This is a genomic window from Jeotgalibacillus sp. 10bf12 (assembly GCF_055597105.1).
Genome location: NZ_CP200276.1, coordinates 2,744,910 through 2,771,200, shown reverse-complemented (window position 1 = coordinate 2,771,200; position 26,291 = coordinate 2,744,910). Strand labels below are relative to the sequence as shown.

Here is a 26,291-nt window from a genome sequence, read left to right as displayed (position 1 = left end):
TTCTTAACTGAAGGGGGTTTTTTACATGGTTAAAAAACATTGGTTAAGCCGGGCTGCTGACTGGCTGGACCTGCCTGAAGACTTGATAACCGATTTACCGAAGATCGAATGGATTGCCCTGAAAACTGTAAAAATAGAAAACCATAAAGGTCTGATCCATTATTCAAATACGTTGATCGTGTTTGCTGTCAGTTATGGAACGCTTACGATTACAGGAAAAGATTTGGTTACGAGCAGCCTTTCAAATGAGTATGCGTCTGTTCATGGGGATATTGTTCAAATGCATTTTAAAGGTCAACCAAATGGTTAAAGGACTTAAAAGAAAGCTTCGTGTAAAAGTTTTTCTGCGTGGGGGAAACAGCAGTCTAGTAATCAGCAGGCTATTAATGAATAATGTTACACTTAAACAAATTGTATGTAAGAAAGAAACTACATTTATGATCAGGTATGCTGATCTTGCAGCACTTAGAAAAGCAGTTAGGAAGTCAGGTACAAAAGTTTCGCTGAGTAATCAGGGCAGAAATCATAAAATACTTGAATTCACCAAATTTAATATTCCCTCAATTGCAGCATTTTTGTTATCAGTATTCATATTCTTTCAGGCGTTTCAATACATATGGTCAATTGAACTGACAGGCGCGAACCCTGAAATCAGGGATGAAGCATTAGAGATTATGGAGAAAAAAGGTATTAAACCAGGTGTCCACCATTCCAACCTTTCATTGAATCAGCAAAGTGCTTCTATTCTATATAAAGAAATAGATCAGCTGTCATGGATCGGATATGAGAGAACGGGGTCCAAGCTGATGGTGACGTTAAGAGAGAAGGATTCTATTCACAATAAAAATTCTGATCATCGTGCACACCTTGTAGCTTCAAAAACAGGCACAATACATACCTTATCAGTCAGTTCGGGTACCCCGCTGGTAAAAAGGGGAGATGTAGTAAAAAAGGGAGAAATTCTGGTCTCTGGCTATATTGGCAGAGAGGGGTATGAAAAGGGAATCAGAGCTGATGGGTCAGTAAAAGCATTAACGTGGTATACAGTTAGTGTCAGTATGCCCGTGAAAAATAATATAAAAAAGATTACAGGACAGACTCACAGTAAATATGCACTGCAATTCAGATCTTTTACAACACCATTTATCTCCTATAAAAAAAGTCCATTTAAAAACCAGATCAGACAAATCAGTGATCAATCACTTTCTGTCTTAGGCTTTTCTCTGCCATTTAAACTGGTGAAACAGGAATATAAGGAAATATCCGAATCAGAAACGGATTTTTCCAAAGAAGACTATAGGAATGTATTAAAAAAAATCGCTGAAGAAGATGTACTATCATTTACTGAGGGGAGCGGGCAGATTCTGGAGGAGAAAATTTTGCATGAAGATATTGAGAATGGTAAAGTTAAATTAACAATTTTCTATGAAGTATTAGAAAATATTGCAGCAACTAAACCTTTTACCGAGGAGACACGCGAATGATTGAAGAACGGATTACTGTAGATATTAAATTGGAAGATCCGAATGAAGCAGTTCAGCTGTTTGGTAATTCTGATTCACATCTTAAAACGATTGAAGAAGACCTTGATATATCAATCATTTCCCGGGGAGAATCACTGCGGATTACCGGGAAAAATGAAGACATTGAAAAAGCAAAAAATGTGATCAGCCAGCTGCTTAGTGTGATCAGAAAAGGCATCCAGATCAGTCAGAGAGACGTCATTTATGCTGTTCAGATGTCACATAGAGGTACAATTGAATACTTTGATGAACTGTATGATGAAGAGATCACGAAAAATGCCAAAGGTAAATCGATCAGAGCAAAAACGATGGGGCAGCGTCAATATATTAATGAAATCCGGAAGAGGGATCTGGTATTTGGGATTGGTCCTGCAGGTACCGGAAAGACATATCTAGCAGTTGTGCTCGCGGTTCATGCATTAAAAAATAATAAAGTGAAAAAAATTATTTTAACCAGACCTGCAGTTGAAGCTGGTGAAAGCCTTGGTTTTTTACCAGGCGACCTGAAAGAAAAAGTTGATCCGTATTTAAGACCACTTTACGATGCCCTGCATGATGTATTAGGTACGGAACAGACGCAGCGGTTTATAGAGAGAGGTGTCATTGAAATTGCTCCTCTTGCTTATATGAGAGGACGTACACTTGATGATGCATTTGTCATTCTTGACGAAGCGCAGAACACAACTTACGCACAAATGAAGATGTTTTTAACACGTCTTGGATTTGGTTCTAAAATGGTGATCACAGGGGACCAGAGTCAGGTAGACCTTCCAAAAGGAATGGAGTCAGGCCTGGTTGCTGCCCAGAAAATATTAAAAGGTGTTCCAGGAATCGGATTTAATTATCTCGATCAGGCTGACGTTGTCAGACACCCCCTTGTCGCAAAAATAATCGGCGCCTATGATCAAAAAGGCAGCATCTAAAAAAATTGTTTTTAACAGACAGAAGTTAAAATGTATAAAATTTACCTTTAAAAACAGTATCAGTGAAGCATATCGAAACGATGCCTAAAAGCTAAGACAAAATGTCTTAGCTTTTTTGTTTGCAAATGTCTAATATCGGATCTATACATTATTTGCTATACTATAAATCAAGATGATTCAATTTTCTTACATACTAGTATTCCGGGAGAGGATTTTATGCAGAAATGGGTCCGAAGCATGAAGGATCTTTTACATTATACTTTCTTTAAATGGATTCTCTTAACAATCGTGGGGCTGGTTTCTTTTTTGCTGCTTTTTTCTCATGTGAGCCCTGATACTTATAACACCCGTCTGTTTTCTGTAGCTGATGAAACAATCAGGTCACCAAAAACGATTGTGGATGAACGGCTTTCTGAAGCCGAACGGGAAAGAGCTGCTGCTGAAGTTGAGCCGGTTTATCAGTATAGACCGGAAATTACAGAAAACCGGACCTCCCTGATTAGTTCAATCTATGAATTTGCTAAAGATTTTAATCAGTTACCTGAAGAAGGGGAACCTCCCACAGAGCAAACAGTGTCAAATGACATGCTGGATAGTCTGAAAAATGCTTTATCTGAAGACGTTTCAGAAAATGTCACTGAATCAATCAATGACCAGACATTCAGACAGCTGTTAGCTGCAACTGATGAAGGGCTTGATAATGCGAAAAGTATCACAATTGATCAGGTTGAAAGAGTGATGCAAGAGCCTTTTAAACAGGAAGAGGCTCTTGCGAAAAAAAATGAAGCTGCAGATTATATTGCCCAGTTTTCACTCAATAATAATCTGATGAACGCTGCGATGGATCTTGCAAGGTTTGCTGTAGTTGAAAATAATATCTATGACCCGGAGCAGACAGAAGCAAGAATTGTACAGGCTGTGGAAGCTGTTGAACCTGTGCAGATCCTTGAAGGGCAGGTCATCGTTCAAAAAGGATATTTAATTGACAGAGATGTATACCGTCAGCTTGATGCGCTGGGTCTGACAACTAATGAAGCGAGTCCTGAACCCTATATTGGGTTAGCGCTATTCTCACTGCTGATTATGCTGATTATTCATTTTCATTTTTCATCTTGGAAAATAAGTGAAGAAACCAAAGGGCTATATCTTGTACTGATCAGTATTATTCTTGTTCTTTCACTGTCATTAATGAAAGCTGCAGAGTTAATCAGAGAGCTTGAAATCCTCCAGGTTGGTTATATTTTTCCTGCCGCGATGGCGCCAATGCTCTTAAAAAGCATGATTAATACGAGAGTGGCTTTAATTATTACAATCATCCAGGCGTTATGTGCGAGTATTATCTTTAATGATATGATGACTGGTGCGGTCAATGTAGAAGTGTCGCTTTACTTTTTATTCAGTGGACTTGCAGGAATTTTGTTTCTATCCGACAGCAAAAGAAGAACACATTTGCTTAGAGCGGGACTTTTTGTGTCAGCTGCCAACCTGATCTTTTTGTTCTCACTTACCCTGATCGAAAGCGGGCAGTTGTCTGCGATTGACTATACGCTGTTTGCTGTGTTTGCGATTATATCAGGCGTATTGTCGTCAATTCTTACGATTGGGCTGCTTCCATTATTCGAGTCAGGTTTTGGCATTCTTTCAACGATGAAGCTGGTTGAACTGTCAAATCCAAATCACCCGCTGTTGAAGAAAATTCTGACTGAAGCGCCCGGGACCTATCACCATAGTGTAATGGTTGCCAACCTCGCTGAAGCTGCATGTGAAGCAATTGGTGCGAATGGTCTGCTTGCGAGAGTAGGCTGTTATTATCACGATATCGGAAAAACGAAAAGACCTCATTACTTTATTGAGAATCAGATGTCGGGACATAATCCACATGATCATTTAGACCCTCAGACGTCACGTGATATTATCATCGCACATGCGAAAGAGGGGGCGGACATGCTCCGTAAATATAAGCTTCCTAATGAGTTTGTTGATATAGCTGAGCAGCACCATGGTACAACAATATTAAAATTTTTCTACTACAAAGCGAAAGAAAAAGGGCTTGATCCGGATGAAGCAGAGTACAGATACCCCGGTCCAATACCGATGACGAAAGAAACTGCTGTAATTTCTGTAGCAGATAGTGTGGAGGCGGCTGTCAGATCCATGAAGGAGCCGACACCTGAAAAAATTAAAAAGCTTGTAGAATCCATTATTCAGGACCGGCTGCAGGATGGACAATTTAATGAATGTGATATTACAATAAAACAGCTGGAAACAATAAAGACTGTATTTTGTGAAACGTTAAACGGGATTTTTCACTCGCGAATCGAATATCCTGATTTTAAAAACGAAGAGAGGAAAAAGGAAGCATGACAACTTTACACATTGATTTTATAGATGAAACAGACTTACTGTCAGATGAAGACACAGATTTAATTAGCGACCTTCTTTCATATGCTGCGAAAGAAGAAATGATAGATGAAGCGGAGTGTTCAATTTCGTTTGTATCAAATGAAGAGATCAGCGTAATAAATAAAGAATACAGAGGAAAAGATAAGCCGACAGACGTAATCTCTTTTGCGCTTGAAGAAATGACTGAAGATGAAATTGAAGTGATCGCTTCAGGTGATATGCCTAGAATGCTTGGAGATATTATCATTTCAGTTGAAAAAGCGAAAGAACAGGCTGAGGAATACGGGCATACATTTTCAAGAGAATTGGGTTTTCTCGCACTTCACGGCTTTCTACACCTGCTTGGATATGATCACATGACCGAACAGGATGAAAAAGCAATGTTTGGAAGACAGGATGAATTATTAAAAGGCTTCGGACTTTCGAGGAACTGATGATGAAGCTCAGGAAATTTATGCTTTCTTTTAAATACGCTGGACATGGAATGAAAGATGTTTTTAAACAGGAGCAGAATTTCAGGTTTCATACGGTAGCAGCTGTATTAACAGTAGCTGCCGGCTTCTTTTTTCGAATCTCAGTGACAGAATGGCTGATTATACTCATTGCCATTGGTAACGTGATGGCACTAGAATTGATTAACACTGCGGTCGAACGTACAGTGGATCTGATTTCTCCTGACAATCACCCGCTTGCAAAGAAAGCAAAAGATGCGGGAGCTGCGTCAGTATTAATCTTTTCGATTACTGCAGCAATTGCAGGCGCGATCATATTTGTCCCGAAAATACTCTCATTTTTGTAATGCAGAGTTTTTACATTAATTTAGACCGCATTTATAGTATAATAAGGTATAAGGAGAATTACTTAACCGTTTCGGTGAGTCTTCTCCTTTTTTTAACCCTAAAACGAAACGATAATTTATTAAAGGAGTAAATACATGGATTCTAATCTATTGATTAAAGAAGCAAAAAAAGCACGTGAAAAAGCATACGTGCCTTATTCTAAATTTAAAGTTGGTGCAGCCCTTCTGACTGAGGATGGGAAAGTGCATCACGGATGTAATATTGAAAACGCTGCTTACAGTATGTGTAACTGTGCAGAACGAACAGCACTGTTTAAAGCGTTTGCAGAAGGAGACCGTCAATTCAAAGCAATTGCGGTTGTAGCGGATACGAAGCGTCCGGTTCCTCCATGCGGAGCCTGCCGTCAGGTCATCGCAGAACTGTGCCCTCAGGACATGGTTGTATACTTAACTAATTTATCAGGTGACATTCAGGAATTAACTGTAGCTGAACTGCTTCCTGGTGCATTTATGCCGGAGGATCTAAATGGATAATAAACATAAATCAGGATTTATCTCAATTGTCGGTAGACCAAATGTAGGGAAATCAACTTTTTTGAATCGTGTGATCGGGCAGAAAATTGCGATTATGAGTGATAAGCCTCAAACAACAAGAAATAAAATTCAGGGTGTATTAACGACAAATGACAGTCAGATGGTTTTCATTGATACGCCGGGCATTCATAAACCTAAGCATAAGCTTGGTGATTTTATGATTAAAATGGCGACAAATACTTTTCGGGAAGTTGACCTGATTCTATTTATGATCAATGTAGATGAAGGATACGGCCGTGGTGACGAGTATATTATGGAGCTGTTGCAGGGAGTCAAAACGCCTGTATTCCTCGTATTAAACAAAATAGATACAGTACACCCGGATGAGCTGCTGCCAGTCATTGATCAGTACCGCTCGAAATTCGAATTTACAGAAACCGTACCAATTTCAGCGCTCGAAGGAAATAACGTAGAAGTGTTGTTAAATCAGATCTCTGAGTACCTTCCTGAAGGTCCTCAGTATTATCCGGCTGATCAGGTGACAGATCACCCGGAACGATTTATTATTTCAGAGCTCATCCGTGAAAAAGCGCTACACCTAACACGTGAGGAAATTCCGCATTCAATCGCCGTTTCAATAGAGCAGATCAAAAAAGAAAAAGGCAGAGAAGTTGTTGATATTATGGCGACGATTGTGGTGGAGAGAGATTCACAAAAAGGAATTGTCATCGGTAAAAGAGGTGCGATGCTGAAGGAAATTGGTCAGCGTGCACGTGAGGATATCGAAAACCTGCTAGGATCTAAAGTGTATCTTGAACTATGGGTGAAAGTACAAAAAGACTGGCGGAATAAAGCCAACAGCTTAAGAGACTTTGGTTTTAACGATAAGGAGTATTAAGCCGGTCTAAAGGAGACTTTATGAATGCTTCAAAAATGTGAGGGAATCGTCATCCGGACAAGGGATTATGGTGAAACGAATAAAATTGTTATTCTGTTCACCCGGGAGCTTGGAAAGGTTGCGCTGATGGCTCGCGGTGCGAAGAAAACCAATAGCCGCCTGTCATCTGTTTCACAAATGTTCACACACGGCATTTACCTTTATCATGGCGGCAGCGGTATGGGTTCGCTGCAGCAGGGAGATATGATCAGCTCTTCAAGAACGATGAAAGAGGACCTTTATAAGGCAGCTTACGCCTCCTATATGGCAGAGCTTCTTGATAAAGCAGTGGAAGATCGCAAGCCAAACCCTTTCTTATTTGAGCTGCTTCAGCAATCATATGCATTAATTAATGAAGGTTACGATGAAGAAGTCATTTCCTACATTTTCGAATTAAAACTATTGCCTCTATACGGGGTACAGCCGGTCTTAAACCAGTGTGTAAATTGTGCTTCAGGTGAAGGGGATTTTTCATTTTCTTTCCGGATGAATGGATTTCTATGTCACCGCTGCGGACATCTTGATGATTATAAGCTTCCACTTTCAGCAAAGGCTGTACGAATCATCAGACTTTTTTACTTTATCGACCTTGGAAGGCTCGGAAAAGTATCACTGCAGGAAAGCACGAAGCAGGAATTAAAAAAAGTCATCAGAACCTATTATGATGAGTATGTAGGCGTCTATGCCAGGTCCAGATCATTTCTTGATCAGATGGACCGCATGAAAAAGACGATGGAAGGTCCTAAAGATCAATAAAAAGCGTGCAGCTCAAGAGCTGCACGCTTTTTACGTTTAATTAAAATTTAATTTTATCCTCAATAAACGACTGTACTTCAGCAATCGGCATACGGATCTGTTCCATTGTGTCACGGTTACGCACTGTTACCTGCTGATCCTCTAAAGAATCAAAATCAAAGGTAATACAATAAGGTGTACCAATTTCGTCCTGTCTTCTGTAACGCTTACCAATTGACTGAGACTCATCATAATCAACCATAAAGTGCTGTGAAAGCTCTTCAAACACTTTAATTGCTTCGCCACCAAGCTTCTTTGAAAGCGGGAGTACTGCTGCTTTATATGGAGCCAATGCCGGGTGGAAGCGAAGAACGGTTCTGCTGTCATTTTCGAGCGCTTCCTCTTCATAGGCATCACATAGGAAGGCAAGTGTCACGCGGTCAGCGCCAAGTGAAGGCTCAATACAATACGGCACATACTTTTCATTTGTCTGCTGATCAAGATAAGTGAAATCCTCATTTGAGTGTTCCATATGCTGTTTCAGGTCAAAGTCTGTACGGTCAGCAATTCCCCACAGCTCTCCCCAGCCGAATGGGAATTTGAATTCGATGTCAGTTGTTGCGTTACTGTAGTGGGAAAGTTCATCCTCATCATGATCACGCAGACGCATGCTGTCTTCTTTCATTCCAAGATTTAACAGCCAGTTCTTGCAGAATTCTCTCCAGTAGCCGAACCATTCAAGGTCTTCACCAGGTTTGCAGAAAAACTCTAGCTCCATCTGTTCAAATTCACGTGTTCTGAATGTAAAGTTACCAGGTGTGATTTCATTTCTGAAACTCTTACCGATCTGGCCAATTCCAAATGGCACACGTTTTCTCATTGTACGTTGAACATTTTTAAAGTTAACAAAGATTCCCTGAGCAGTTTCCGGACGCAGGAAGATTTCGTTTGTAGAGCCTTCAGTTACACCCTGGTGCGTTTTGAACATCAGGTTAAACTGTCTGATATCGGTAAAATCTTTAGCGCCGCAGGTAGGGCATGCTACATCATATTCTTCGATCAGCTCTGCCATCCTGCTGAATGGGAGGCCGTCTACAATAATCTCTTCACCTTTTTCCTCAATTGCCGCTTCAATCAGCTTATCGGCGCGGTGCCTCGCTTTACAGCTCTTACAGTCGACCATAGGATCATTAAAGTTTCCGATATGACCGGAAGCTTCCCATGTTTTCGGGTTCATCAGAATCGCTGCGTCAAGGCCGACGTTATGTGGAGATTCCTGAATAAATTTCTTCCACCATGCTTTTTTAATGTTGTTTTTTAATTCAATTCCAAGAGGACCGTAGTCCCATGTGTTTGCCAGACCGCCATAAATCTCAGATCCCGGAAATACAAATCCTCTGTGCTTGGCAATGTGTACAATATCATCCATGTTTTTAGCCATGTACCTTCACTCCTTTTTAATGTTGCTGTGCATGAAAAAAGCACCGTCCCTGGACTAGATCTGTCTAGTCCAGGGACGGTGCTTTTTGACCGCGGTTCCACCCTGATTGATGCCATTTGCATCCACCTTGATTCGCTGCATTGCTCCAGAGTGCCGTTTCCCTTTGATCCGGGCTTTCACTATCCCCGGTCGCTTTTAAAAAGGTACTTATCGCTCTTTCATTGCGCACATCATTTATCTTTAAACAATCCTAACACGCTTTAATTGAATAGACAATAAAAATATATCTCAAATCATTTACTATGATGGTGTATTCATTTAGTATATAATATTGGTAAACAGTATAACACTATTGAATTTCGGGTGGTGAACAATATCGAACTGAATAAAAGACAATCTGAAATTCTTAAGATTGTAAAAGCAGACGGACCAATTACTGGGGAGCAAATTGCAGACAGACTTCACCTGACAAGGGCGACACTGAGACCGGATTTAGCCATTTTAACGATGGCCGGCTTTCTGGATGCAAGGCCCAGAGTCGGTTATTTTTATACAGGAAAATCAGGCACGCAATTATTAACTGAAAACCTGAAAAAGCTTTATGTAAAGGATTATCAGTCCATGCCGGTGGCTGTTCAGGATAATGTCTCGGTCTATGATGCAATCTGTCATATGTTTTTAGAGGATGTAGGTACATTATTTGTACTTGATCAAAAGGGCTATCTAGCCGGTGTAGTATCCCGGAAGGATTTGCTGAGAGCAAGCATCGGACAGCAGGACTTAACGAGCCTGCCTGTTAATGTTATTATGACTAGGATGCCAAATGTAACTTACTGTGTAGCCGGTGACCTTTTAGTAACAGTTGCTTCAAAGTTAATCAGCAAACAGATTGATTCTCTTCCGGTTGTGAAAAAGACCGATGCAGGATACGAGGTTTCAGGCAGAATCACAAAGACCAATATTACAAAAGCATTTGTCAGCTTGTCAAAGGATGAAGGATAGGATGGTGGAGTCATGAACGAAGTGCACGTATATGTCGTATCAGACTCTGTTGGTGAAACTGCTGAGCTCGTTGCAAAAGCCAGCGTCAGTCAGTTCCGGCAGTCTAGAAAGTCAATTACAATCAAGCGTTTTCCTTATATAGAAGATAAGGGGCATGTAGATGAAGTGATATCACTCGCAAAAGATAACCAGGCAATTATCGTCTACACGCTTGTAAAACCGCACGTGCGCTCATACATCGAAGAGCAGGTGAAATTACATCAGCTGACAGCGCATGATGTGATGGGACCGATTGTTACTTCACTGCAGGAAGTGTGCGAGGAGTCTCCGATTAATGAACCTGGCATGGTACATGATCTTGATGAAGATTACTTTAGAAAAATCGAAGCCATTGAATTCGCTGTTAAATACGATGATGGACGGGATCCAAGGGGTATTTTAAAGGCCGATATCGTACTCGTTGGTGTTTCAAGAACATCAAAAACTCCGCTGTCTCAATATCTGGCACATAAGAGGCTAAAAGTAGCCAATGTACCGCTTGTCCCTGAAATTGAACCGCCGGAAGAACTGTTTATGGTTAATCCTAATAAATGTTACGGGTTAAAAATCAGTTCAGATAAGCTGAACCATATCAGAAAAGAGCGGCTGATTGCACTTGGACTGAAAGATGATGCAACTTACGCTAAAATGGAGCGGATTCAAGAAGAGCTTGAGCATTTTGACCGGATTATCAGCAGGATGAAATGTCCGGTTATTGATGTGACGAATAAAGCAGTAGAGGAAACAGCAAATGTAATCTTAAATGATTTAATGAACAATTGATAAAAACAGATGTCTACTTGACATCTGTTTTTACATTGGATTAAAAAATAATTTAGGGCAATTGTTGTTACTGCTCAACCGGTGATCTTAACGTAAGTAGATGGCTCGCAGGAAGGGGCGTTTAAAGTCCGGACACTCACCGGCCGGCAGTGGAAAGCTCCATCCTGAAGCAAAAATTAAAAGCCAACTTTATTTAGCTGAAAAATAGAAGTAATGACTAAAAGTAACAGAAGCGAAATAATAGAAAACAATTTGTCGAAAATAATGGCGGCAAACAAGTAAATATACTATAATAAAAAATTGTGATAAAAGAAACGCTAAAAAAGGGTTTTTGCGTAAAAGCGCAGAATGGTACCTATATGGAACATAATAAAAACGTATGTATTTATGTCGATGCAGATGCGTGTCCCGCTGAAGTCAAGAATAAAATTCTGGAGTATTTATCTAAAGCGGATATCCGGTTTGTAGCAACGTATAATCACTACAGCGCAAATGAAGATCCCTCTTTATGGACCTATATTGATGCAGGCAGTGAAGCAGTGGATTTGTATATTCTTAATCGCGTTAAAGAGGGAGATATAGTTGTTACGCAGGATATTGGTCTTGCTTCACTTGTACTGCCAAAAAGGGTTTATGCTATTTCTCCCCGGGGAAAAGAGTACAATCAAGACACGATCGAGACCAGCTTGTCATTTAGATATTTGTATCAGGAAGAAAGAAAAAAAGGCAGATTTCATTCTGGTCCAAAAAAAGTTTCAAAAATTGACCTGGACACATTTACAGCTTGTCTTAAAAAGTTTTTTGACTGAAAATGCAGGAAAAAAATGATTTTTGACGAACAATACAGTATCACAAGTTAAGTTGGTGGTGAATAAGTGCCTGAAAGAATACCGGAAGAAGTTGTGGATCAAATCAGATTAAACACCGATATTGTCGATGTGATCAGTGAATACGTTCAATTGAAAAAGCAGGGCCGTAACTATTTTGGGCTATGTCCATTTCATGGTGAAAATTCCCCGTCTTTTTCTGTGTCACCTGAAAAACAGATCTTTCACTGCTTTGGCTGCGGTGCAGGTGGGAATGTATTTACATTCTTAATGGATCAAAACGGCATGTCTTTTCATGAGGCAGTTGCATCGCTTGGAGATAAAACTGATGTGAAGTTCGAATTCAGCTCGCATGAAGAAGCTGATGCAGGTCCAGCGGGCACAAATGAAAAAGCCCAGCTTGAAGGTATCAGTCTTCTAGAAAAGCTGTTTCACCACTTACTCATGAATACAGAAGAAGGGCATGAAGCACTTGAATACCTTTTGGATCGGGGGTTTAATGAATCACAGCTGAACCATTATAAAGTCGGCTGGTCATTACCCGGCTGGGAAACAGCATCCAAGCTCCTTGAAAAAAAAGGATTTGACCTTTCACTAATGGAAGAAGCAGGACTTCTGATCAAGCGTGATGATGGAACTTATTTCGACCGTTTTAGAAACCGTGTGATGTTTCCGATTGAAGATGCCAAAGGCAGAACGGTAGGCTTTTCGGGAAGAATCATAACACCTGAAAAAAATGAACCGAAATACCTCAACAGTCCTGAATCACCGTTATTTCAAAAGAACAGCCTGCTTTTTAATTTTCATAGAGCCAGAGGCCCGATTCGCAAAGAGAAATTTGCTGTATTATTTGAAGGATTCGCAGATGTCATTGCAGCATCAGAAACCGTCTCAAATGGTGTGGCAACAATGGGAACTTCATTAACGAAACAACACATTCAGCAAATCAAAAGGCTCACTGATACGGTTGTAATCTGCTACGATGGTGACAATGCAGGGACGGAAGCCGCATTTAAAGCTGCCGGTGAGTTGAAAGGGAATGGTATGACTGTTAAGGTAGCAAGGCTGCCTAACGGTATGGACCCGGATGATTATATTCAGAAGTTCGGGACCAAAAAATTCAGAGAAGAAATCATACAGCTTGCATCTTCCCTGATGGCTTTCAAAATGTGGTATCTGCGGACCGGTAAGAATCTTCAATCAGAAGATGGGAGGCTCTCTTACATTAATGCTGTGTTGCCTGAAGTTTCCACTTTAAGCAGTGCAGTTGAGAAAGAACTTTATCTAAAGCAGCTGTCAGATGATACGGGTGTTTCTTTTTCATCGCTTGAAGAGCAGCTCAAAACTTATTTACCTGTAAAAAAAGATCATCAAGTGAGTCAGGAACCAGTTATTCCTACTCCCAAAAAGGCTTCAATATTAAAAGCATATCAACGGGCGGAAAGATATCTTCTTTCCTATATGATGACCGGAAATGACACAGCTTATTCAGTGCAGGATCTAATGGAAGATCTGACATTTCCAACTGATGATTATCAGGCGATTTATACGTATCTTCTGGCTTATATGGAGCAGGGCGGATCACTTGAACCCGGGGCTTTTATTGAATATCTTCCAGACAGACATTTACGTTCTGCAGCGACTGAATTAACAATGCTGGAATTAAATGCTGAAGTAACTAAAGCTGAATTAGCAGATTATATAAATGAACTGAATAAATACAGGCAAGTAAATGTAATCAGACAAAAAGAGGCTGAATTAAAACAAGCTGAACAAATGAATGATATAAAAACAGCCACAGCTCTTGGAATGGAAATTTTTCAACTGTGGAAAGCTCTAAAGGGGCAACATCGTTAGGAAGTTGGAAGGAGGGGGACTAATGGCTGAGAAGTCAACACGTTCCAAGCAGACAGAACCTGAAACAGCAACACTCGAATCGGTAAAAGCGCAATTACTCGAAGCAGCAAAGAAAAATGGTGAGATTACCTATGAGGATATTGCAGAGAAACTTGCAGGGTTTGAATTAGATACAGAACAAATTGAAGAATTTTATGAACAGATTGGTGAACAGGGTGTCGAAGTGATGAAAGAAAATGCCGATGCGGACCCATCTGTAACTGAGCTTGGCAAGGAAGCTGAAGAGGAATTTGACCTGAATGACCTGAGTGTACCACCAGGCGTTAAGATCAATGACCCGGTTAGAATGTACCTGAAGGAAATCGGTCGTGTAGACCTGCTTTCTGCTCAGGAGGAAATTAACCTTGCTACAAGAATTGAAGAAGGCGATGAAGAAGCAAAAAGACGCCTTGCTGAAGCCAACCTGCGACTGGTAGTCAGTATCGCCAAGCGTTATGTTGGGAGAGGTATGTTATTTCTTGATTTAATTCAGGAAGGTAACATGGGTCTGATTAAAGCTGTAGAAAAGTTTGATCACAGAAAAGGATTTAAGTTCAGTACGTACGCTACATGGTGGATCAGACAGGCGATCACTCGTGCAATTGCCGATCAGGCACGTACAATCCGTATACCGGTACACATGGTCGAGACAATTAATAAGTTAATCCGAGTGCAGCGTCAGCTGCTTCAGGATCTGGGCAGAGAGCCATCTCCAGAGGAAATCTCAGAGGAAATGGACCTTACACCTGAAAAGGTCAGAGAAATTCTGAAGATCGCACAGGAACCGGTTTCGCTTGAAACGCCGATTGGTGAAGAAGACGATTCGCATCTGGGAGACTTTATTGAGGATTCAGAAGCTCAGTCACCGTCAGACCATGCAGCTTATGAGCTGTTGAAAGAACAGCTTGAAGATGTTTTAGATACGCTGACTGATCGTGAAGAAAATGTACTAAGACTCCGTTTTGGACTTGATGACGGTCGTACACGCACGCTTGAAGAAGTAGGTAAAGTGTTCGGTGTAACGAGAGAACGTATTCGTCAAATTGAAGCAAAAGCTTTAAGAAAACTGCGTCACCCAAGCAGAAGCAAACGTCTTAAAGACTTTTTAGAGTAGAAAAAAAGCTGGCAGCTGCCAGCTTTTTTTTACCTTTTTTTTCTTGATCTATTCCAGTATAGTCATAGATAGTAAGTGGCGGAGGTTAAGCGATGGATAAAAACAGAAAAGAAATAATCGTACAGGAAATTAACTATTGGAAACAGAATAAACTCCTGCCGGATGCTTATTGTGACTTTTTGATGAACCTGTATACGAGTGGTGAAGGTGAGTTTGAAAAGCAGGACGAAATAAAAAGTGTTGACAGGAAAAGAAATGGGATTGTGTCCGGAGTTTCACTCGCTGTGGGTATATTTACTGTGATTGCACTAATTTTCGGTGAACTGGCGCTTGTAGTTCAGGCGCTGATTTCCATTTTGATCAGTGTGGGGATTATGATTGTAAGCTTTAACCCTGGAACATCTCCAGTAATAAAAATACTCAGCAGAATTACAGCTGCATTTCTCATTCTATTGTTTTCAGTAGAATTATGGCGTACATATTTTTCAGGTCAGCTGCAAATTTTGTATCTGATTATTGGTATTCAGTGCATAGTATGGGCGGTTGGCGGTTTTTTTTCCAGGCAGCATTATTTTACGATTTCAGGTGCTTTAGGAGCCAGTGTATTACTTTTTTTGTATCTTTAAATACACTGAAAAAATATAAGACTGGGACTTTTCAGTCTTTTCTTTTATAATAGAAATGTAAGCGCATTCAAACAAGGGGGATCAACATGAATTTTGATTTAACACAGGAACAGCAGATGATTCAGCGGACAATCAGGGAATTTTCACAGGAGAAAGTGGCACCGGGTGCACTGGACCGTGACCGCCATAAGGAATTCCCTAAAGAAATTTTTAAGGAACTGTCTTCATTGGGGATGATGGGGTTACCGTTTCCGGAAGAATATGGTGGTGCAGGCGGAGACACAACGAGCTTTGCGATCGTTACTGAAGAATTAAGCAGAGCCTGCGGATCTACCGGCATTACTTACTCAGCGCACATATCTCTCGGTGGTGCGCCTATTAATATGTTCGGAACGCATGAACAAAAAGAAAAGTATCTTACTAAGATCTGTTCTGGGGAATCATTCGGTTCATTTGGACTGACTGAACCTAATGCAGGATCTGATGCAGGAGGCACACAGACGGCCGCTAAAGAAGAGGATGGAAATTATATCATCAGCGGAAATAAAAGCTATATTACAAATGCTAGCTATGCAAAATTCCTTGCTTTAACTGCAGTGACAGGAAATACAGACGGTAAAAAAGAGATCAGTGCGATTATTGTCCCGACAGATGCTGAAGGATTTACAGTGATTGATAATTACGAAAAGATGGGTCTTCACTCGTCTAACACGACTGAGCTTGTACTTGATGAAGTATCAGTACCAACTGAAAACCTCCTTGGTAAAAAGGGTGAAGGATTCAGACAGTTCTTAATGACGCTTGACGGAGGAAGAATCGGAATAGCTGCCATGGCTGTCGGAATTGCTCAGGCAGCATACGAGCGAGCGCTCAGTTACTCAAAAGAACGTAAACAGTTTGGTAAAAGCATCTCATCATTTCAGGCCACTCAGTTCAAGCTTGCTGACATGGCAATGAAAATTGAACTCGCAAGAACAATGACTTATAAAGCAGCGTGGTTAAAAGATCAGGGTAAGAAGTTTACGAAAGAGGCTTCAATGGCAAAATTATATGCTTCTGAGATTTGTATGGAAGTATGTGATGAAGCAATCCAGATACACGGCGGGTATGGTTATATGAAAGAATACCATGTTGAAAGATATCTGCGTGATGCAAAACTGCTCGAAATCGGTGAAGGAACTTCGGAAATTCAAAGAATGGTGATATCAAGAGAAATAGGCGCATATTAAAAAATATTTATTGTTTGTGTCTAAAATGCGACAAAAAGGGAAAAGTTGAGTATTGGGTCTTTCCGATTCCCATAAAGTAAAGTAAAATATGAATTGTTCATACCTGCAATTATAGGGTTGATAATTACATATTTTTTGTCAAAAGGGAGGGTAAACCATTGAATAAGAATCCGATTATTCCATTTTTACTAATTATGGTATTAGGTTTTGGTGTCGTTTTCTTTATGTCAGTTCAGGGTCTTGATGACTCAGAAGAGATGGCAGGAGAAGAAGAAGGCGGCGGTGAAGGAGAAGAAGCATCAGGCGGTGACTTCGATCCTGAAGCACATTATCAAAACGCATGCATCAGCTGTCACGGTGAAAACTATGAGGGTGGTGCCGGACCTGCACTTACTGGTGTAGGTGAGAGATTATCTACAGATGAAATCGCAGATATCCTTGTTAACGGACAGGGCTCAATGCCTGGTGGTCTTGTTGAACAGGACAATGCACAGGCGATGGCTGAATGGGTAGCAGAAATAGGAGCTGAAGGCGGCGGTGAAGAAGGCGCTGAGGAAGGTTCTGAAGAAGGATCAGAAGAAGAGTCTGAAGAAGGCGGAGACGCTGAAGAAGGATCAGAAGAATCTTCTGAAGAAGATGCAGCATAAGTTTTTTTATACTTAAAGATAAAAGAGGCGGCCGATAACGGTTGCCTCTTTTTTTCGACATGAGTAAAATAGATTGTGAAATAAAGACGTTACATCAGCATTCCTGACGGGTACCACAAAATCAATGATTTAAAACCGTATGGAATATTAAAGGAAGTGTAAAAATGAATAGCAATCAATTATCACAAAGATTAAAAACAGTGGCAGATTTCGTCAGTGAGGGTGAAACAGTCGCTGATATTGGCTCGGATCATGCATATCTTCCCTGTTATCTTGTGAAGATGAATAAAATCAACAAGGCCATTGCAGGGGAAGTTGTTGAAGGACCTTATCAATCAGCTTTAAAACAAGTGAAAGAAGATGAATTAACTGAGCAAGTTGAAGTAAGAAAAGGGAATGGATTAACGGTCCTCTCACCACGGGAAGTTACAACCGTCACAATTGCCGGTATGGGTGGTCCTTTAATCAGTGAAATACTTGAAAACGGTAAAGACAGGCTCGAAGGTGTACAAAAGCTGATTTTACAGCCGAATATCAGCGCAATAACAATCAGGCAGTGGCTGCTTGATAATGGCTGGGAAATAAAAGACGAAAAAATATTAGAAGAAGACCGTAAAATCTATGAGGTGATTCTTGCCGGGCGATCTAGTCACCGTCCAACGCTATCTCAACAGGAGCTTTTGCTGGGTCCTGTATTGTTAAAAGAAAAATCCGCTGTTTTTAAAGAAAAATGGAAACATGAGTTAATCCAGCTGAAAAATATTCAAAATCAGATGGAGAAAGCTGAAAAAAGCCCTTCACTTTCTGAAAAGAAAAACCAGCTGGAACAGAAAATTCTAATGATTGAGGAGGCGATTATGTGAAACAGGTAAATGGACACCAGGTGGTACAATTACTCGAACAGTTTTCTCCCAAAGCACTTGCAATGGAGGGGGACCCTGTCGGCTTGCAGATGGGTGCGTTAAACCGGAAAGTATCCAAGGTGTTAACAACACTTGATGTAACACATGAGGTGGTTGATGAAGCAATTAACAAGGGGGCAGGCTTTATCATTGCTCACCATCCGCTCATTTTCAGACCTTTAAAATCAATCAATCTGGAAACAAACGCCGGCACACTCATTGAAAAATGTATTAAAAATGATATCACCATATTTGCAGCACATACAAACCTTGATGTTGTAAAAGGCGGCGTAAATGACATGCTTGCTGAAGCGCTTGAATTGCAGGATTCACAGGTGCTGGTAAAAACATATGAAGATGCATATAAAAAGATCATTGTTTTTGTGCCTGAATCGCATGCAACAGCAGTGCGTGAGGCTTTAACGGCAGCTGGAGTGGGAAATATAGGTGACTATTCTGACTGCACATTTACATCTGAAGGGATTGGACGATTTAAACCAGGCACTGATACAGATCCATTTATCGGAGAGCGCGGAACAGTGGAAGAGGTCAAAGAAGTTAAAATAGAAAGTATTTTTCTGAGTTCAGATGAGCAAGCGATTTTAAAAGCGTTAAGGTCTTCGCACCCATACGAAGAGCCTGCTTATGATATTTTCACTCAGTCAATTGAGGGAGAAGTTTACGGTCTTGGTCGTGTAGGTAAGCTGAAAGAGCCTGTAACACTTGGGGATTTTACAAAATACGTTAAAAAGCAGTTAAATGTCGCTGCCTTAAGAGTAACTGGGGATCCAAAAAAGAAAATTAAAAAAGCAGCTGTCTTAGGTGGCATGGGTAGTAAGTATTATCAGACTGCAAAATTTGCAGGCGCGGATGTGTATATTACTGGTGATGTTGATTTCCATACTGCACAGGATGCAGAAGCTGCAGGTATTTCAATTATTGATCCCGGTCATCATGTGGAAGAGATCATGAAGTCAGGTTTAGCAGGAGAGTTGAATAATCGAGCGCAAAAAGAAGGATTGAACGTTGAATTTATCCCTTCAGAGCTTTCAACAGAACCATTTAGATTCAAATAAAAAAGAGCTGCCGCAGCAGCTCTTTTTTATTTTGTATAAGGCAGAATTGTTTCAGGTTTTGTTGGTGTTTTAATTTTTGGCAGAATTTTTGCGAGTGGTACATTTTTCTCGCCAAGCCAGGTGTCCGGATTATCCGGATCAAACTGATTAATATAATTCATTACTTCTTTAACGATTGGCGTTGGCGTTGAAGCACCGGCAGTTACAGCTACCGTTTCACACCCGAAAAGCCATTCATGCTTAATTTCTGATACGTCAGCTACTCTGTGGGCAGGTGTACCTGCGATCTCTTCTGATACCTGCGCAAGTCTGTTTGAATTATTACTCATCGGGTCCCCGACCACGATTAACAGGTCAGCTTCACCAGCTTGTTCAGCCACTGCTTCCTGTCGAACTTGTGTTGCCATGCAAATTTCTTTGTGCTCTTCAGTCTGTGGATATTTTTCCTTTACTTTCACCATGACATCAGCTACGTCCCATTGACTCATTGTTGTCTGATTGGTGACAATGATTTTATCGTTATCTATTACTAGATCTTCTACATCTTCAGGTTTTTCAAGCAGATGTACGACATCAGGTGCAACACCTACAGCCCCTTCAGGCTCGGGATGACCTTTTTTACCGATATAAACAATATGATACCCTTCAGCTTTCTTCTGACGGATCAGATCATGCGTTCTTGTTACATCAGGACAGGTGGCATCAATTGAGATCAGCCCTTTTTGCCGGGCAATTTCTCTGACTTCAGGCGATACACCATGTGCTGTAAAAATAACAGTTCCTTCAGTTACTTTTTCAAGAATGTCTTTACGATTTTCACCGTCGAGCGTAATAATACCTTCTTCTTCGAATGCATCCGTCACATGTTTATTATGAACAATCATACCCAGAATATAAATGGGACGGGGAAGTGATTTATCCATTGCAGCATTTCTTGCGATCACCATTGCGTCGACCACACCGTAGCAGTATCCGCGGGGTGTTATTTTAAGTGTCTTCATCAGAATCCTCCTGCACGTAAGACTTTATATCATCAGTATAAAGCAGATGACGTACAGGAACAATTAAAAGCTATATATAAAGCTTTGGTAAGGATTCAGATGTTTTTTTAATTTCCTTATCAGCGACTGCAGCCTGTTTAGGTTTATCAGGTGACTTTTGTTCTTTTTCATCACTTGAATCTAACTCATTAAATGCTTTATACAATTTCCACATTGCCGGGAAATTCTTGACCATTGGTCCGTATTGTTGGACATAAGGCATGTAGCGGTTAGCAGTTTTAATGAATTGCTGGGCAGTACCGGTCCATTTTTGGATAGATGCAAGAGAAAAAGCGGTTGCTTTCGGTGTGGGCTGTACAAACTGATAAGGAATGGGATACTGGCGATAGGGATACATTAAATGACACCTCCTGTACAGTGATATCATATGCAAATTTTCACTGAATGGGGAAACGTAATCAAGGGAAGTTCAGATATACATAGCTTTTTTATTTAAAAAAGACTATAATTAAGTTTTGATGCGAATAGAAGGAGTGACGTATATGTCATCATTTAAACAATATAATTTCCAGCCATTTTTGATAGATGCAATTGAGAAACTTGGATTTCATGCCCCGACTGCGATCCAGGAGAAGATGATTCCAATGATTAACCGTGGACAGAGTGCGATCGGACAGTCTCAGACTGGTACCGGGAAAACACATTCTTATCTGCTTCCACTGATTAATCAGATTAATCCTGACCGACAGGAAGTGCAGGTCGTGATTACTGCGCCGACTAGAGAACTCGCAAAGCAAATACATCATGAAGTCAAGATTTTAATTGAGAATACTGCTTTAACGGCAAAAGTATTTGTAGGTGGAACTGATAAGCAGAGAGCGATTGAAAAGCTGAAGCAGCAGCCCCATATTGTAGTGGGGACGCCAGGAAGAATTAATGATCTTGTGTCTGAACAGGCGCTTCAGGTGTATACTGCCAAAGCGATTGTAATAGATGAAGCGGATCTGATGCTTGAGATGGGCTTTATTGAAGATGTGGATCAGATTGCTGCACGTATGAAAGAGGACCTTAACATTTATGTTTTCTCAGCGACAATTCCTGAAAAACTTAAGCCTTTCCTTAAAAAATATATGGAAAACCCTCAATACGCCCATATTGAACCAAAGCAGATTCAGGCTGAGAATATTGAGTTTATTCTTGTGCCCCAAAAGAGCCGCTCACGAGAAATTGTGTTGCTTGATACTTTAAATGCGATTAACCCTTACCTGGCAATTGTATTTACCAATACAAAATCCAAAGCGGATGAAGTGGCGGATTACCTGCTTAATAAAGGTCTTAAAACGGGTCGTGTTCACGGTGGGCTTTCACCGCGTGAGCGAAATAAAATGATGAAGCAGATCAGAGACCTTGAGTATCAGTACATTGTTGCAACGGACCTTGCTGCACGGGGCATTGATATTCCGGGCGTCAGCCATATCATTAACTTTGAACTTCCACAGGATCTGGATTTCTTTATCCACCGTGTAGGAAGAACAGCACGTGCGGGACACTCAGGTACAGCCATTACAATTTATGAGACTTCTGATGAAGATGCACTTGCACAAATCGAAAAGAAGGGTATTAAGTTCAGTCACCAGGAAGTAAAAGCCGGTGAGTGGGTTACCCTGAATGATCGCCATAAACGGACAAGTCGTCCAAAAGGTGAAAATGAAATAGATAAAAAAGCAAAATCTCTTGTTCGTAAACCGAAAAAGGTTAAACCTGGCTATAAGAAAAAGATGAATTATAAGATGGAGCAGATTAAGAAAAAAGAACGCAGAAAAAACAGAAGAAATAATAGTTAATTGGGGGAAACCAGTATGTTGAAAATCGGATCACATGTGTCAATGGGCGGCAAGAAAATGCTTCTCGGAGCAAGTGAAGAAGCGGTGTCATACGGATCAACTACTTTTATGATTTATACAGGCGCCCCTCAGAATACAAGAAGAAAGCCAATCGAAGATTTAAATATCGAAGCAGGCCTTGCGCATATGAAAGAGCATGGCATTGAAGATATAGTTGTACATGCACCATACATTATCAATATTGCTAATACAACGAAACCGGAAACGTTTGAATTGGGTATAAATTTCCTGAGGTCTGAAACAGAAAGAACCGCTGCGCTTGGTGCGAAACAGATTGTTTTGCATCCTGGTGCTCATGTAGGTGCAGGCGCAGACAGGGGAATTGAACGAATTATCGAGGGACTGAATGAAGTTCTGACAAAAGATCAGACTGTACAGGTTGCACTGGAAACAATGGCCGGAAAAGGTTCTGAATGCGGCCGTTCATTTGATGAACTTGCAAAGATCATCGATGGCGTCACGCATAACGAAAGGCTATCTGTGTGCTTTGATACATGTCACGTGCATGATGCAGGTTATGATATTGTGAATGATTTTGACGGTGTATTAGAGCAGTTTGATAGAATTGTAGGCCTGGACCGGATTAAAGTTGTTCACGTAAACGATAGTAAAAATCCAAAAGGTGCATCCAAAGACCGTCATGAAAATATCGGATTTGGTCATATTGGATATGATGCGCTGGACCGGATTGTTCACCATGAGGTTTTTTCACAGATTCCAAAAATTCTTGAAACACCATATGTCGGTGAAGATAAGAAGGATAAGAAACCGCCTTATAAATACGAAATTCAAATGCTTCAAAATAGAGCATTTAACGAACAATTAATTGATGAAATTAAAAAGAATGCTTAAAAAAGGGCTGTCTGCGGACAGTCCTTTTTAGATAGTTATAGAAAAGACGTTGCTTTATTAATTAATTCTTTTGTTCTTTTTTTACCTAATATCTGTTCAGCATCATGTAAAATCTGGGGCAGCGACTGGATACAGCGGATATTGCTTTTTAAGAGGTCCTGCATTTGTGTACATTCCTGTACAGATAAAGAAATGCCAGCAGCGATCAGATAAAGCTGCATTTTTGCCGGTGAAACAGTTAAAAGATACTCAAGATTAATCGGATATTTTTTCATAACGCCTCCGTGTTTTAATTTTATTCCCCACAGTTTTATGAGATCAGGAAAAAATGAGATTAAATTCATTTACATCACAGTTTCAGAGGTGTATACTAATGAATTGTTAAATCGGAACGATTCTAGTTTGAAAGAGGTGGCAAGATGAGTCATCATGTCATAGAGCTTAAGCACGTTTATTACAGGTATGATCAGGAGCAGGTGCTGACAGATATAAACCTTGCTGTCCCGAAAGGATCTTTTCTTGCTGTCGTCGGACCAAATGGATCTGGTAAATCAACAATGCTGAAATTAATTCTGGGACTACTTAAAGCAAGAGAAGGTGAAGTAAAGCTGTTTGGTCAGCCGCTTCATAAATTCAAAGAGTGGGAAAAAATCGGTTATGTCTCCCAAAAAGCGAACGCCTTTAATACCGGATTTCCTGCCACAGTATATGAGGTAGTAGCAAGCGGATTGACAAAAAAAGCAGGATTGTTTAAAAGAGTAGAGCGAAAATATAAAGCTGAAATTATGGAAGCAATCAAAGCTGTGGATATGCAGGATTATGTGTATAGAAATATCGGTGAACTCTCAGGCGGTCAACAGCAGCGGATTTTCATCGCAAGGGCGATCGTCAGCCAGCCGGAGGTATTGATACTGGATGAGCCGACAGTTGGTGTAGATGCAAAAAACGTTCAGACATTTTATGATATGCTCGAACGTCTGAATGTTGAACTTGCTATTACGCTTGTGCTGGTTACACACGATACTGGTACAGTTTCAAATAAAATTACACATGTAGCATGTTTGAATAATACATTGCATTTTCACGGGAGTGCAGAGGATTTTGAACAGGTTAAAGATTATGAGCTGTCTGCATTTTACGGGCATGATGTTCAGACGATTCACCATGATCACAGTCACGGGGTGCATTAAATGTTAGAAGCGATCTTAAGATATGAATTTTTACAGAATGCATTTGCAGCAGGCATTTTAATTGGTCTGATTGCACCTTTACTTGGGGCATTTATTGTTGTCAGAAGGCTGTCATTAATTGCTGATGCGCTGAGTCACGTAACCTTATCTGGCATTGCGGCCAGCCTGTTTTTAAGTAAAACGGTTGTGGCATTCAACGGATTAAATCCGTTATGGCTTGGAATGGGCTTCTCTGTGGCAGGTTCACTGTTAATCGAAAGACTTAGAGCTGTATATAAGCATTATCAGGAGCTTGCGATTCCTATTCTGTTATCAGGAGGGATCGGAGTAGGGGTTATTTTCATTTCACTTGCTGATGGGTTTAATACTGATCTATTCAGTTATTTATTCGGAAGTGTCAGTGCAGTCGGCAGAAGCGATCTGTATCTGATCACAGGAATCGCAATCATCGTGCTGATTATAGTATCATTGTTATATAAAGAACTTTTTTTGTTATCATTTGATGAAGAATTCGGTAAAGCATCAGGGTTATCTACAAAAGCCCTTCATTTAATCTTCATGGTGATGACTGCGCTGGTGATTGCAGCGTCAATGAGAATTGTCGGCATACTGCTGGTATCATCATTGATGACACTGCCTGTAGCAGCAGCAATGAGAATATCTAAAGGATTTAAACAAACAATCGGACTGTCTATATTATTTGGTGAAATTGCAGTAATCGTTGGTTTAATCAGTGCATTTTACCTTGATCTTGCACCAGGTGGAACGATTGTCGTGTCCTCTATATTGATCCTGCTCGCTGCAATTGGTTATCGTAATTGGTTCGCTGTAAAGAAATAACAATGGGGTGATAGATGTGAACCTTCAGGAAGCAATCGAGTTATTAAAGCAAGAGGGATACAAGCAAACCGGCAAAAGAAAAATGATGCTAGAGTTGTTTGATCAGCATGACCGTTATATGACTGCTAAAGAAGTCCTTGAAGAAATGAGTCTGTATCATAAGGGCTTAAGCTTTGATACAATCTACAGGAATCTTTCTACGTTTGTCTCATTGAATATACTTGAGGAAACTGAATTATCAGGGGAAAAGCATTTTCGTTTTGTATGTGACAGTGGACATCATCACCATCATTTTATTTGTCTGGACTGTGGTAAGACTAAACAGATTCACACATGTCCCATGGCGGCTTTAAGTGAAAATTTGAGCGGCTATGACGTGTCGGGACATAAATTTGAGATTTACGGCACCTGTCCTGAATGCCAATAACAGAAAAGCTCAGTTCGCTTATCTATGCGAACTGAGCTTTTTTTCGAATTGCTGGATATACATTTTAGCTTCATACCACGAAGAAATTCGAATAACGCCTTCTGGATGCGGCTGTCTGTTATAAGGAGCATCAAAAAGAAGTACGGGAATGCCTGTATCTTCATGGATATCTACAGCGTTATCATGTTTATCCTCAAGAAACAAATCAATTTGATGATCCTTCACTGCAGTCAGTTTGTTATGAGAACCGGTTAAAACAATTTTATCAAAATGAATGTCATGGCGATAAAACCATTCTTTGGTCAAATGATGATGTTCTGTGCCTCTTGCGCTGATATATATAAGCTCATGAGATGATTGTAAATCCTTCAGAACAGTATCAGCCTGTTCGTTCATTGGAGAGGCTTCATAAATTTCCGCCTCAGATGATTCGAACCAGCTTGAAAATGTCTGTGGGGGGACATCCGGTAAAGCTTTAGTCAAATCATACTCTTTAATATCATCCAGTGTTAAACGGCTGTCAAAAGCCCTGTTAATATGTGGTATCAGTGATGAGGGGCATGTTACTGTGCCATCTATGTCAATTCCTAAACGCATGTTATACTGACTCCTTTATACATTCTTTATCAATACAATAACAC

General features: G+C 40.4%; 28 protein-coding genes and 1 pseudogene. 24 read left to right on the top strand and 5 right to left on the bottom strand.

Going from position 1 to position 26,291, the window contains the following annotated elements:
* Nucleotides 1-25: 25 nt before the first annotated feature.
* The 9 genes from DH10bf12_RS14460 (at nt 26) to recO (ending at nt 7,875) form a co-directional block, all read left to right on the top strand.
* Nucleotides 26-310: a YabP/YqfC family sporulation protein gene (locus DH10bf12_RS14460; RefSeq protein WP_471735959.1), complete on the top strand. Its 285-nt coding sequence runs from the start codon at nt 26-28 to the stop codon at nt 308-310.
* Nucleotides 195-1,484 carry a sporulation protein YqfD gene (locus DH10bf12_RS14455; RefSeq protein WP_471735958.1) on the top strand — a complete coding sequence of 430 codons (1,290 nt, stop codon included), beginning with the start codon at nt 195-197 and terminating at the stop codon, nt 1,482-1,484. The genes DH10bf12_RS14460 and DH10bf12_RS14455 overlap by 116 nt, the downstream gene beginning before the upstream one ends.
* Nucleotides 1,481-2,446 carry a PhoH family protein gene (locus tag DH10bf12_RS14450; RefSeq protein WP_471735957.1) on the top strand — a complete coding sequence of 322 codons (966 nt, stop codon included), beginning with the start codon at nt 1,481-1,483 and terminating at the stop codon, nt 2,444-2,446. Before DH10bf12_RS14455 ends, DH10bf12_RS14450 begins: the two co-directional genes overlap by 4 nt.
* A 216-nt stretch (nt 2,447-2,662) precedes the next feature.
* Complete coding sequence (locus DH10bf12_RS14445; protein ID WP_471735956.1) at nt 2,663-4,810, top strand: HD family phosphohydrolase; 2,148 nt, start codon at nt 2,663-2,665, stop codon at nt 4,808-4,810.
* Nucleotides 4,807-5,283, top strand: coding sequence for an rRNA maturation RNase YbeY (gene ybeY / locus DH10bf12_RS14440; RefSeq protein ID WP_471735955.1), 477 nt, complete (start codon nt 4,807-4,809; stop codon nt 5,281-5,283). The genes DH10bf12_RS14445 and ybeY overlap by 4 nt, the downstream gene beginning before the upstream one ends.
* 2 nt (nt 5,284-5,285) lie before the next feature.
* Nucleotides 5,286-5,648, top strand: coding sequence for a diacylglycerol kinase family protein (locus tag DH10bf12_RS14435; protein WP_471735954.1), 363 nt, complete (start codon nt 5,286-5,288; stop codon nt 5,646-5,648).
* 135 nt (nt 5,649-5,783) lie between these two features.
* Nucleotides 5,784-6,182, top strand: a complete 399-nt coding sequence (locus DH10bf12_RS14430) for a cytidine deaminase (protein WP_471735953.1) — start codon at nt 5,784-5,786, stop codon at nt 6,180-6,182.
* On the top strand, nt 6,175-7,080 hold the full coding sequence (gene era / locus DH10bf12_RS14425; RefSeq protein ID WP_471735952.1) for a GTPase Era: 906 nt from the start codon (nt 6,175-6,177) through the stop codon (nt 7,078-7,080). Before DH10bf12_RS14430 ends, era begins: the two co-directional genes overlap by 8 nt.
* Before the next feature lie 24 nt (nt 7,081-7,104).
* Nucleotides 7,105-7,875 carry a DNA repair protein RecO gene (gene recO / locus DH10bf12_RS14420; protein WP_471735951.1) on the top strand — a complete coding sequence of 257 codons (771 nt, stop codon included), beginning with the start codon at nt 7,105-7,107 and terminating at the stop codon, nt 7,873-7,875.
* A gap of 40 nt (nt 7,876-7,915) precedes the next feature.
* Here the strand turns inward: recO and DH10bf12_RS14415 are convergent, their stop codons facing one another.
* Nucleotides 7,916-9,295 carry a glycine--tRNA ligase gene (locus tag DH10bf12_RS14415; protein WP_471735950.1) on the bottom strand — a complete coding sequence of 460 codons (1,380 nt, stop codon included), beginning with the start codon at nt 9,293-9,295 and terminating at the stop codon, nt 7,916-7,918.
* Nucleotides 9,296-9,658: 363 nt separating this feature from the next.
* Between DH10bf12_RS14415 and DH10bf12_RS14410 the strand changes: the two genes are divergently transcribed.
* The 10 genes and pseudogenes from DH10bf12_RS14410 to DH10bf12_RS14365 all read left to right on the top strand — a co-directional run bounded on the left by DH10bf12_RS14410 (nt 9,659) and on the right by DH10bf12_RS14365 (nt 19,436).
* A complete protein-coding gene (locus DH10bf12_RS14410) occupies nt 9,659-10,297 on the top strand; it encodes a helix-turn-helix transcriptional regulator (RefSeq protein ID WP_471735948.1) in 639 nt (212 codons plus the stop codon).
* 12 nt (nt 10,298-10,309) lie between these two features.
* The gene (locus tag DH10bf12_RS14405; protein WP_471735947.1) at nt 10,310-11,119 is read left to right on the top strand and encodes a pyruvate, water dikinase regulatory protein; all 810 of its coding nucleotides are present in this window, start codon (nt 10,310-10,312) and stop codon (nt 11,117-11,119) included.
* 359 nt (nt 11,120-11,478) lie between these two features.
* Nucleotides 11,479-11,928, top strand: a complete 450-nt coding sequence (locus tag DH10bf12_RS14400) for a YaiI/YqxD family protein (protein WP_471735946.1) — start codon at nt 11,479-11,481, stop codon at nt 11,926-11,928.
* 66 nt (nt 11,929-11,994) lie between these two features.
* Nucleotides 11,995-13,803 carry a DNA primase gene (gene dnaG / locus DH10bf12_RS14395; protein ID WP_471735945.1) on the top strand — a complete coding sequence of 603 codons (1,809 nt, stop codon included), beginning with the start codon at nt 11,995-11,997 and terminating at the stop codon, nt 13,801-13,803.
* A gap of 22 nt (nt 13,804-13,825) precedes the next feature.
* Nucleotides 13,826-14,956 (top strand): RNA polymerase sigma factor RpoD, encoded by a 1,131-nt coding sequence (rpoD, locus tag DH10bf12_RS14390; protein ID WP_404403931.1) that lies wholly within the window; start codon nt 13,826-13,828, stop codon nt 14,954-14,956.
* A 92-nt stretch (nt 14,957-15,048) separates the two neighbouring features.
* Entirely contained in the window at nt 15,049-15,582 is a 534-nt protein-coding gene (locus DH10bf12_RS14385; RefSeq protein WP_471735944.1) for a hypothetical protein, read from the top strand.
* Between the two features lie 86 nt (nt 15,583-15,668).
* On the top strand, nt 15,669-16,811 hold the full coding sequence (locus DH10bf12_RS14380; RefSeq protein ID WP_471735943.1) for an acyl-CoA dehydrogenase family protein: 1,143 nt from the start codon (nt 15,669-15,671) through the stop codon (nt 16,809-16,811).
* A gap of 158 nt (nt 16,812-16,969) precedes the next feature.
* Nucleotides 16,970-17,332, top strand: a pseudogene (gene cccA, locus DH10bf12_RS14375) (cytochrome c550); the annotation flags it as partial.
* 290 nt (nt 17,333-17,622) lie between these two features.
* A complete protein-coding gene (locus tag DH10bf12_RS14370; RefSeq protein ID WP_471735942.1) occupies nt 17,623-18,321 on the top strand; it encodes a tRNA (adenine(22)-N(1))-methyltransferase in 699 nt (232 codons plus the stop codon).
* A complete protein-coding gene (locus tag DH10bf12_RS14365) occupies nt 18,318-19,436 on the top strand; it encodes a Nif3-like dinuclear metal center hexameric protein (protein ID WP_471735941.1) in 1,119 nt (372 codons plus the stop codon). The genes DH10bf12_RS14370 and DH10bf12_RS14365 overlap by 4 nt, the downstream gene beginning before the upstream one ends.
* A gap of 26 nt (nt 19,437-19,462) precedes the next feature.
* Here the strand turns inward: DH10bf12_RS14365 and DH10bf12_RS14360 are convergent, their stop codons facing one another.
* Nucleotides 19,463-20,437, bottom strand: coding sequence for a 4-hydroxy-3-methylbut-2-enyl diphosphate reductase (locus DH10bf12_RS14360; protein ID WP_471735940.1), 975 nt, complete (start codon nt 20,435-20,437; stop codon nt 19,463-19,465).
* A gap of 70 nt (nt 20,438-20,507) precedes the next feature.
* Nucleotides 20,508-20,834 carry a VrrA/YqfQ family protein gene (gene vrrA / locus DH10bf12_RS14355; RefSeq protein ID WP_471735939.1) on the bottom strand — a complete coding sequence of 109 codons (327 nt, stop codon included), beginning with the start codon at nt 20,832-20,834 and terminating at the stop codon, nt 20,508-20,510.
* Nucleotides 20,835-20,979: 145 nt separating this feature from the next.
* Here vrrA and DH10bf12_RS14350 point away from each other — a divergent pair, with 145 nt between their 5' ends.
* Complete coding sequence (locus DH10bf12_RS14350; protein WP_471735938.1) at nt 20,980-22,281, top strand: DEAD/DEAH box helicase; 1,302 nt, start codon at nt 20,980-20,982, stop codon at nt 22,279-22,281.
* Nucleotides 22,282-22,296: 15 nt separating this feature from the next.
* Entirely contained in the window at nt 22,297-23,193 is an 897-nt protein-coding gene (locus tag DH10bf12_RS14345) for a deoxyribonuclease IV (protein WP_471735937.1), read from the top strand.
* Nucleotides 23,194-23,228: 35 nt separating this feature from the next.
* On the opposite strand, the gene DH10bf12_RS14340 is transcribed toward DH10bf12_RS14345, so the two are convergent.
* Nucleotides 23,229-23,468, bottom strand: a complete 240-nt coding sequence (locus DH10bf12_RS14340) for a hypothetical protein (protein WP_471735936.1) — start codon at nt 23,466-23,468, stop codon at nt 23,229-23,231.
* A gap of 144 nt (nt 23,469-23,612) precedes the next feature.
* Here DH10bf12_RS14340 and DH10bf12_RS14335 point away from each other — a divergent pair, with 144 nt between their 5' ends.
* Genes DH10bf12_RS14335 through DH10bf12_RS14325 form a run of 3 tightly spaced genes read left to right on the top strand, consistent with a single transcriptional unit; the run spans nt 23,613 to nt 25,650 of the window.
* The gene (locus tag DH10bf12_RS14335; protein ID WP_471735935.1) at nt 23,613-24,383 is read left to right on the top strand and encodes a metal ABC transporter ATP-binding protein; all 771 of its coding nucleotides are present in this window, start codon (nt 23,613-23,615) and stop codon (nt 24,381-24,383) included.
* The gene (locus DH10bf12_RS14330; RefSeq protein WP_471735934.1) at nt 24,384-25,223 is read left to right on the top strand and encodes a metal ABC transporter permease; all 840 of its coding nucleotides are present in this window, start codon (nt 24,384-24,386) and stop codon (nt 25,221-25,223) included.
* A 16-nt stretch (nt 25,224-25,239) separates the two neighbouring features.
* Nucleotides 25,240-25,650, top strand: coding sequence for a Fur family transcriptional regulator (locus tag DH10bf12_RS14325; protein WP_471735933.1), 411 nt, complete (start codon nt 25,240-25,242; stop codon nt 25,648-25,650).
* 18 nt (nt 25,651-25,668) lie between these two features.
* Here DH10bf12_RS14325 and DH10bf12_RS14320 read toward each other — a convergent pair whose 3' ends face one another.
* Nucleotides 25,669-26,247 (bottom strand): 5' nucleotidase, NT5C type, encoded by a 579-nt coding sequence (locus tag DH10bf12_RS14320; protein ID WP_471735932.1) that lies wholly within the window; start codon nt 26,245-26,247, stop codon nt 25,669-25,671.
* Nucleotides 26,248-26,291 lie beyond the last annotated feature (44 nt).